The sequence below is a fragment of the Enterococcus sp. HMSC061C05 genome (assembly GCF_001814765.1).
In the GTDB taxonomy this organism is placed as follows: domain Bacteria; phylum Bacillota; class Bacilli; order Lactobacillales; family Enterococcaceae; genus Enterococcus_B; species Enterococcus_B lactis.
Genome location: NZ_KV817755.1, coordinates 19,413 through 28,645, shown reverse-complemented (window position 1 = coordinate 28,645; position 9,233 = coordinate 19,413). Strand labels below are relative to the sequence as shown.

At 38.6% G+C, this 9,233-nt stretch carries 9 protein-coding genes; 4 read left to right on the top strand and 5 right to left on the bottom strand.

The genetic code is table 11. The annotated features are described in order from the left end of the window. The first annotated feature begins 78 nt into the window (after positions 1-78). The gene (locus tag HMPREF2988_RS10850; RefSeq protein WP_002329606.1) at positions 79-363 is read left to right on the top strand and encodes a DUF1905 domain-containing protein; all 285 of its coding nucleotides are present in this window, start codon (positions 79-81) and stop codon (positions 361-363) included. A 229-nt stretch (positions 364-592) separates the two neighbouring features. On the opposite strand, the gene HMPREF2988_RS10845 is transcribed toward HMPREF2988_RS10850, so the two are convergent. The 3 genes from HMPREF2988_RS10845 to HMPREF2988_RS10835 are packed head-to-tail and all read right to left on the bottom strand — an operon-like array spanning position 593 to position 3,120. Beyond that, positions 593-1,012, bottom strand: coding sequence for a prenylated flavin chaperone LpdD (locus tag HMPREF2988_RS10845; protein WP_070770640.1), 420 nt, complete (start codon positions 1,010-1,012; stop codon positions 593-595). A gap of 1 nt (position 1,013) precedes the next feature. Further along, positions 1,014-1,598 (bottom strand): UbiX family flavin prenyltransferase, encoded by a 585-nt coding sequence (locus tag HMPREF2988_RS10840; RefSeq protein WP_070770639.1) that lies wholly within the window; start codon positions 1,596-1,598, stop codon positions 1,014-1,016. A gap of 46 nt (positions 1,599-1,644) precedes the next feature. Then, positions 1,645-3,120, bottom strand: coding sequence for a UbiD family decarboxylase (locus HMPREF2988_RS10835; protein WP_070770638.1), 1,476 nt, complete (start codon positions 3,118-3,120; stop codon positions 1,645-1,647). Positions 3,121-3,300: 180 nt separating this feature from the next. Here HMPREF2988_RS10835 and HMPREF2988_RS10830 point away from each other — a divergent pair, with 180 nt between their 5' ends. Further along, entirely contained in the window at positions 3,301-3,612 is a 312-nt protein-coding gene (locus HMPREF2988_RS10830) for a hypothetical protein (protein ID WP_002320403.1), read from the top strand. A 262-nt stretch (positions 3,613-3,874) separates the two neighbouring features. Here HMPREF2988_RS10830 and HMPREF2988_RS10825 read toward each other — a convergent pair whose 3' ends face one another. Next, entirely contained in the window at positions 3,875-6,211 is a 2,337-nt protein-coding gene (locus HMPREF2988_RS10825; RefSeq protein WP_070770637.1) for an ABC transporter ATP-binding protein/permease, read from the bottom strand. Between the two features lie 141 nt (positions 6,212-6,352). On the opposite strand from HMPREF2988_RS10825, the gene HMPREF2988_RS10820 reads away from it, so the two are divergent. Both HMPREF2988_RS10820 and HMPREF2988_RS10815 read left to right on the top strand, forming a co-directional pair. Further along, a complete protein-coding gene (locus tag HMPREF2988_RS10820) occupies positions 6,353-7,021 on the top strand; it encodes a response regulator transcription factor (RefSeq protein WP_002315931.1) in 669 nt (222 codons plus the stop codon). A 2-nt stretch (positions 7,022-7,023) separates the two neighbouring features. Then, a complete protein-coding gene (locus HMPREF2988_RS10815) occupies positions 7,024-8,067 on the top strand; it encodes a HAMP domain-containing sensor histidine kinase (RefSeq protein WP_025477355.1) in 1,044 nt (347 codons plus the stop codon). Positions 8,068-8,293: 226 nt separating this feature from the next. Here HMPREF2988_RS10815 and HMPREF2988_RS10810 read toward each other — a convergent pair whose 3' ends face one another. Then, positions 8,294-9,175, bottom strand: a complete 882-nt coding sequence (locus HMPREF2988_RS10810) for a LysR family transcriptional regulator (protein WP_002293221.1) — start codon at positions 9,173-9,175, stop codon at positions 8,294-8,296. Positions 9,176-9,233 lie beyond the last annotated feature (58 nt).

The following is a 9,233-nucleotide window of genomic DNA, read 5'->3' as shown; positions in this document are numbered from 1 at the left end:
GAACTGCGACAAGACTTTTGTCACAGTTCCTTCTTTTTTTGCTATGCTATACTAGATGTAAAAAATAGGAGGAATAAAATGAGGAAAACTTATTCTTTTGAATCAAAAATCTATGCTTCCGAAGTCGGCAAGGGTGGCGCATATATTGTTTTTCCATATGATATAAGAGAAGAATTCGGTGCTGGAAGAGTGAAAGTTCAAGCAACTTTTGATAATGTGCCGTACGAAGGCAGTATCGTGAATATGGGCGTGAAAAATTTAGATGGTTCGGTCTGCTATATCCTTGGACTACGAAAAGATATTCGTAAAAACATCGGAAAAGATATTGGTGATATCGTAGCAGTTACAGTGAAGCAAAAATAAAAACAAGAGGTTATGACAAAAGATGTGTCACAACCTCTTTGATAAACGGTGTTCAAAAGCCAGTTTCTCGGTAGTAAGTCTAATTTATGCAAAAATGTGGAAACCCATGTTTACAAAATTTTTCTTACTACTCGAAACGAAGCGGCTTTGTCACAACCTCTTGATAAACGGTGTTCAATCAGCTGACCCTCGGTATTCGCTCATAACGCTGATTTCACAACCTCTTCTTTCATAATGGTTTTTCACCATCTTTATAATAAACGGGTTCTTTGATATGGAAATCTGTTTTTTCCAACCAATCTAAAATCTTGTAACCTAACTCTTCTGACATCGGAAAAGAAGCGTTGATTTGTGCATTGGAGATATGGTCAACATGGATACCGGAAGTGATTGTACAGCTTCCTGGAACGGCATTTTTGATGACCACAGCTATTTTTTCGGCTAAGACATCGTCTTTGTGGAAACGACCATCGTGGCTAGGGAAACGTACAGTTTGGATCTCTGTATCACGAGAAAATGTAGTGACTGTTCCGATATGTGGTGTATCTCCGCCTGTTAAAGTAATCAATAAGTCTTTACCGATTACTTTAACAACGGCTTGGATCGTGAAACCTAGTTTTGTTACTTCAACTATCGTTTCTTTTTCCATATTAATCACCTTGCCAACGTTTTGAATGTTCATTTACAATCCCAAATTGATCCAAAAGTTTCATTGTATGGTGATCAACAAGATCTTGGATCGTTTGAGGCTGATTATAAAAAGCAGGGATCGGTGGTATGATTTGCACACCTAGTCGTGCTAATTTAGTCAAGTTTTCCAAGTGAATGGCATTTAATGGCGTTTCACGAGGGACAATGACTAACTTTCGTTGCTCCTTCATTGTTACATCAGCAGCACGTGCAATCAGGTTGTCGCCTAAACCAACAGAGATACCTGCGACTGTTTTCATACTTGCCGGTACGATGATCATTCCATTGGTCAAAAATGATCCGCTGGCGACAGCAGCACCTAGATCTTTGTTTGAATAATGGTAATCAAACAGGCTTTCGAATTCATTTAGGGATAAGTCGGATTCCAGCTTTAAGTTCTGTTTTGCCCATGGACTGATGATTCCGTGTGTTTCTACCATCGGATATTCTTTTAGTTTCTTCACTAGGTTGATGGCATAAATGGTGCCCGAAGCGCCACTTACACCAATCACGATTTTTTTCTTCCGTTGTGCCAATTGTTCCATTTTCCGCACTCCTTTTTATGATGTCAAAACAGTTGCAGATCATTCATTATTTCAAATATTTTTCCCAATCTTTTACTTCTTGGAATTTTGCACGTACAAAATGTTCTTTCATATCGAAAGGAACTGTACCGTCAAAGATAGTTTTTGCACTCATCCCACGGAAACGAATAGAGCCAGGATTATATTCTGGTAATTCTGATGGGTCCAATGGATGGTTTCTCATTCCTGGGAGCACAATAATGTCTTTATCTCCTTGGAAACGAGTGTTGAAAGTCCAAACTACATCGTTCATGTCAAAAATATCAACATCTTCATCGACTAAAATGACTGTCTTCAATTCTTTGAAGGCTGATAAGGCAAGAATAGCTGCTTGGCGTTGAATACCTTCATCCGCTTCGTTTTCTTTACGAATCTGCATGATGGTCATCAATTTACCGCCACCTGCAGGAGGATTGTAGACATTTACTACTTTTCCTGGAATAGCTTTATCAACCAAGGCAAGAATACTTGCTTCTGTAGGAATACCGGCCATAGATACGTGTTCTTCACTTGGACCAATCGTTGTTTGCATGATTGGATTGTCTTTTCGATGAGTAACTGCTTTGACTTTTACTACTTGTACAGCTGGATTAGCATCCCCAGTATAACCAGGAAATTCTGGCATTGCTTTCCCTGAGTTCGTGTTGATATCTTCTTGCATTGTTTCATTTGGCATGATTTCTGCTTCAATGATGAATTCAGCACGAGCAATACCCACTTCATCGACTGCTACACCATCAACGATTTGAATAGGTTCGTTACGCAAAGCTCCTGCACACCATAGTTCGTTGTAGCCAAGTGGAGTGGTAGGTGGTTCGAAAGTCGTACCAATGGCAATTGCTGGATCTAAACCAATATTGATAGTGATAGGCATTGGTTTATTCAATGCTTCAAATTGTTTTTGGAAGTGACCAATGTGGCGCCCACCAGGCATGATGTACATACCGATCGTATCTTTGTCTTCTAGGACCATACGATGGATCGTTACATCGCTCATTGTTTTTTCTGGATCTGATCCTAAGACTACACCCATCGTGATGTATGGACCTGCATCTTCAGGAGTATTTGTAGGTGCAGGCAAAATGTTGCGAATATCGAAGTCTGCATCGGTAGCTAGATGAACGACTTCTTGTGCTGGAGCGTCTGCTTTGTCTACTTTCACAGGTTTGATTGGATTTTCTACAGCGTCTTTCAAGAAACGGCCAAGTGTTCGATAATCATGGTGCAAAATTTCACCTACACGTTTACGACTAGCCATTGTCCCGATGTTCACACGTGTGCCGGGGAAACCTTTGATATTGTTGAAAGTCATAGCTGGTCCTTCTTGAGTCGGACGTTTTACTGTACCGCCAGCACCGATATAACGGTAAACACCAGATAATTCTGCTTCAGGATCGATTTCAATATCTGTTTCGTGATATTGACCTGGAAGTGTTTTTAGTTCTTCGATGACTTTTCTTAAATCATACGGTTGATCTGTCATGAAAAATTCCTCCTTAGTTGTCTTTACCTATCTATAGTAAAAGGTACAAAGGAGGAAAACAATTCAACTTGTTTGATAAAATATTCCTTAATGGAATGGATACGGTTTTTTGATAATAGAATAAATTATGATATACTTACAACAATAAGAAAGCGCATACTAAATGCTAATGGAAGGAAAGTGAAAAAAATGGAGGAGTCATTTCCTAAAGCAGTAAAAGTAGAAAATATAGCGAATATTTTGAAAGTTACATTTGAAAACGGGGAAGTAAAATACGTGAAATCTCATTGGACAGAAGAGATAACCGATGCCTTGCAATTTGGAAAAAAAGGAAGAGGAAAAAGAAAAAATCTTCTCGCTTTGTCTACTAATATGTGGATTGGGACTGAAGTAACGATTGAAGCAGATGGAACAGTATTCATAAATGGAAAAGACAAATATACACCGCAAGAACTGTGGCTCAAAGGGGAAAACCATATTCCAGAATTATAAATAGGCAAGAGGTTGTGACAGAAGTGGTCAGCTTCAAGAAATAAGAAGGAATGTACGAAAATTGCTTCTCAAATTTTTGTGACATTTCGGCTTATTTCCGAAGAAGCTACTTCAGGAACACCGTGAATCAGAGGTTGTGACCGAGGAGTTGGAAGAAGAACGCCGTTTATCGAGTGGTTATGAAAAGCTGTTTATTCAAAAAAAGGGTGGTGACAACAATTTTGTCACCACCCTTTGTAGTAATTGGAAAAAACGAATAGCTTTATTCTGCACGCAAAGCGATAGCAGCGTCTTTTTTCGCTGCCATTCGTGCAGGAAGATGACCGCCAAGCATCGTCAATACAGTAGAGACAATCACTAGAATGATCGCATGGACAGGATTTAGTTGCGCAACATTTTTTAGATCCGTCATGCTGTACAAGATGCTATTGATAGGGAATGTAGCTAGCCAGGCAATAAACACACCTAGTATCCCAGAAGAAATACCTAAAATACACGTTTCTGCGTCAAATACGCGAGTGATGTCTTTTTTCCGTGCACCTAAAGCTTTTAGTACACCGATTTCTTTTGTCCGTTCAATCACAGATGTATAAGTAATGATACTGATCATAATCATACTTGTTACTAAAGAGATCCCTGCAAAAGCAATGAGGACATAAGTGATAGCATCCATCAATCCGCCAGTCAGTTCAGTCATCGTTCCAGCTAAATCAGTATAAATGATTTTATCTTCATCTGATTTGCCTTTATTGTAATCATCTAAATAATCCAAGATTTTTTCTTTGTCTTCAAAATTGTTCGGATAAATCATGATACTTGAAGGCAAGCTGTCTCCGCCTAAATAACTAAGCAATGTTTGTTTGGCGTTTTCGTCAACTTTTTCAGTAGTTAAGACATTTACATCACTGTCTTTTTGGGCTTTGACGATTTCGGATTCTTTGTTCTCATTGACGATTTGAGTCGTTAATTGATCACTATAAGCGATTCCTGGCGATAAGAGATTCATTGTAGAAGAAGACTTCACGCGTAGGATTCCTGAAATCTTCAATTCATCTGAAGAATTCTGGTACATCGAATCATAATCTGTATTAGGAATGAAATTCCCAGTTGGAAGTTTTGTATAGTAAGTATTGTTGTTTACTAACTTGAATGTTGTACCGACGATCTCATCGAAATCAAGTTTTTCGTCTTCCTTCACATCAAATCCAAGATTTTTCAATGCATTGATATTAGTATTATTGTTGCCGTCTACGATCAGCGCGACATCTGTTGCTGAGGCTGGATAACTTCCGGCAAGTAAAGAATAATTGTCTTTTAAAAAGTTTTCTTTGCTAGTGTCAAGCTGTGTAGGGAAACTTGACACTCCCACACCTGTCATTGCTGACATCGTACTAGACAAGGAAAGAGATTCCGCATCAGGGTTTTGATTCGAGAAGCTGACAGGCTGTACTTTGCCATTTACATCACGTAAAAGATTGATTCCTGTTGTACGAGTAAACCCAATATTATTACTTAAATTAGGATCGATGTCTGTTACATAATCGACGTAGGTTTGATCGATCTTATTCGTATGCTGTGCTTTGTCTTCTTCGCTGACTTTTGCTGTGATCGTTTTGCTGTCTGGATACTCTGCTTTGCTTGCACCTAATCCAGCATCGTCACGGGTCTGGTTAGTCGTTACCTTAGAAATAGTGATCGGAAATTTCGCCATCGTTTCAGCTTGCGTGTTATCGATTTGCTTTTGGAAACCAGAAGAAAGGGAAAGGACGATCGCGATTCCGATGATCCCGATACTGGAAGCAAAGGAAGTCAAGAAAGTACGTCCTTTTTTTGTTCGGATATTGTTGAAAGAAAGCTTCAACGCTGTCCAAAAACTCATCTTCGTTCTGCGTAGGTTAAATTGATCATCTTTTGGTCGTTCGATGTGAGGATGGGAATCCGTTAAGATCTTACCATCAGAAAATTCAATGATCCGGTCTGCATATTGATTAGCCAGTTCAGGATTATGTGTGACCATGATCACTAATTTTTCTTTCGATAACTCTTGGATCAGTTCCATGATCTGGATACTTGTTTCTGTATCTAAAGCTCCGGTTGGCTCATCACACAAAAGGATATCTGGATCATTGGCTAGCGCTCGAGCGATTGCTACCCGCTGCATTTGTCCACCAGATAGCTGATTTGGCTTTTTGTGCATATGATCTGTCAAGCCGACCCGATGCAAGGCATCTTCTGCCCGTTTTCGTTTTTCGTCTTTAGAAACACCACTTAATGTCATCCCAAGTTCAACATTTTCAATAATGCCTAAATGACCAATCAAGTTATAACTTTGGAAAATGAACCCGATAGAATTGTTTCGGTAGGCATCCCAGTCGTTGTCTTTGAAGTCTTTAGTAGACTTTCCGTTGATCACCATATCACCGGAATCATAATTATCTAGTCCACCAATCACATTCAGCATAGTCGTTTTACCAGAACCACTAGGACCTAAAATCGCTACGAATTCTTTTTGTCTGAAAGCGACAGATACACCATCCAATGCTTTAGTGGTGGTTTCGCCGACTTTATAATATTTTTTTATATCTTTTAATTGAAGCATAATCACCCTTCTCCCGTATTGAAATATTCGGTATACTAATAAGTATATCAGAACAATGATTGTAGTATACAAAATAAATGTTAACTGAAGATGAACTGCAAGAAAAAATCTAGAAATTTTTCAAAAAACAGAGGGAGAACAATGAATCGTATTTTAATAGTAGAAGATGATCCGCAATTACAGTTGCTTTACCGTTCTGTGTTGGAACGAGCGGGCTTTTCAGTCATCACTGCACTGAATGGAGAGGATGCGCTGAAAAAACTAGAAGCGACACGTATAGAATTGATCATTACAGATATCATGATGCCGAAAATGGATGGCTATGACTTGCTAGACTCATTACGTAGCACCAGATTTGACACACCTGTTCTGATGATTACGGCAAAGGCCGATTTTGAGGATAAGAAACGCGGGTTCAAACTAGGAGCAGATGATTATATGACAAAACCCATCGATGTCAATGAGATGATCCTACGTGTGGAAGCATTGCTTCGACGTTCAAAAATCAATTACAGCAGTAGCTTGATGATTGGACAAACAAAATTAGAGCTGGATACTTATACAGTGTTACAAGATCAGCATTCGTTGATTCTGCCTCAAAAAGAATTTCTGCTTCTGTATAAATTACTGTCTTATCCCAACAAGATCTTCACTCGCCAACAGTTGATGGATGACATTTGGGGATTAGATACGAATACAGAAGAACGAACGATCGATGTACATATCAAACGTTTAAGGACCCGTTTTGAAAAGACGGAAGATTTTCAAATCATGACAGTACGGGGACTAGGCTATAAGGCGGTTATTTAAAAATGAAAAAAAAGCTATTTTCACAATTATGGATCTATTTTGCCAGTATTGTCTTCATTTCGATCTTAGTGACACTGCTGTGTTTTCTCGGTTTTATTTTCTTATTGTCTCGGCATTCTATCTCACCTGCTGAATCGGCTGGAAAACCAACGCTATACCCGTTATTCGTCTTTGCAGGGTTCAGTATGATCGTGGGTACAGGAATATCGATTTTTGTTGGGCGGCGTATTCTGCATCCAATCAGTGCACTAGGGACAAATATGAGTCTGGTAGCAACGGGAGATTTTTCGATTCGAATGGATGAGCAGCAGAAAGTAGCAGAAGTACAGCAACTGTATAAAGATTTCAATGTTATGGTCCAAGAACTCAATAGTATCGAAACATTGAGGAATGATTTTGTGTCCAGTGTATCCCATGAATTCAAAACACCATTAGCAACGATCCAAGGATATGTACAATTGTTACAAGCCCCAAATCTCTCTGACGAAGAACGCCAAATATTTTTATATCGGATTATCGAAAGTATCACGCAGCTTTCACAATTAACAGAGAATATCTTAAAATTGAACAAACTGGAAAACCAGCGTATCCAACTGGAAAAAAAAGAGTACCGATTAGATGAACAAATTCGAGAAGTAATCGTTTTTTTGCAGCCTAAATGGGAGAAAGAACAGCTAGAATTGGATATCGAACTTGCTGCAGTAAATTACACAGGCAATGAAGAGTTTTTGTACCAAGTGTGGTTGAATATTATGGATAACGCCATAAAGTACAATCAAGTCAATGGACAGATTCATATCAAACTATTTGAGACAGCCACAGAGATTGTACTGGAAGTGACCGATTCAGGTGTAGGAATGAATGAAGAGACCAGAGATCGAATGTTTGAAAAATTTTATCAAGGAGATACAAGCCGTCAAATTTCTGGGAATGGGCTAGGACTTTCACTGGTCAAAAAAATTCTAGAACTGCATGATGGTCGTATTGATTATAGCAGTATCGAAGGAGTAGGAACGACAGCAATGATACGGTTAAGTAAACAATAGGAAAAAGAATAAAACCTCCTAAAAATTCTATTGAAGGTTTTTAGTCGTTTTTTTGTGATGAGGGAAATGTTCTTATGGTTCTTTTGGCATAAAAATCGCTGCTTTCTTATTGAACTACGAGAAATGTTAGAGGTGTCATTGAAACAAGGATATGATGCAAGAAAGAGAGCGAAAGTCATGAGTCGCTCTCTTTTTTGGATGGATTGATAGACAGAAAATGAAGGGCCTAGTTCTCTTCTTGTTTCAAATACTCCCAAAATGTGTCTGAAGCCAAAGAATGTTCACCGATTTTACGCGTAAATGCGAGATAACTTTCTTTTGTTGGAGAGATGGGGAGGATCACAGTATTTTCTTTTAACAGATTTTTGACTGTTTTTTCCATAACAATAGCAATCCCCATGTCATTTGCAATCATATTGATGATCAAGTCGGTCCTAGATCCTTTATAAGAGATTCTCGGTTCAAATCCAGCTTCGCGACACAAGTCCAGCACAGGTTGATACAAGTTCGTAGTAGGGCCAAGAACCAAAAAATTCTCCTTTTTCAGTTCACTTAGATCCAATTTCTTTTTAGCAGCTAAAGGATGGGTTTTAGGCAGAACTGCTACAAAATCGTCTGTTTCAGTAGGTAGCCACTCAATCGAACTTGGTGGGGCCTGGAAGCTTCTGGCAAAGTGGATCGTATCACTATGTTCATTTGTATCGTCATAAGTCAGTTCGATACTTTCTACTTCTTTCAACTGGACCGTAAATTCAGGATGACGTTTCAAAAATTCGGTAATCTTGGAAAAGCCTTGGTAATTGATCATGGTTGGTATCGTTAAGATATTTAATGAAAGATTGTTTTCTTGCGTATAGGTTTCAAGCACTTCTTGCATGGCATGGTATTGTTCTACGACATTTTTTACATAAGGGAGCAATAAGCTTCCAGCTTCGGTCAACTCGATTTTTCTATGGGCACGTTCGAATAATTTGACGTCTAATTCTGTTTCTAACGAAAGAATCTGTTTAGAAATGTTTCCTTGGGTGGTGAATTGTCGTTCAGCAGTTTTGGTAAAATTCATCGTTTCGGCTAAATCAAGAAAAACTTCAAATTTATGGATATCCATCATATTCCTCCTACTTATTCCAATAAAGAATACTTTAACACAAAAAATGAATTGGTGT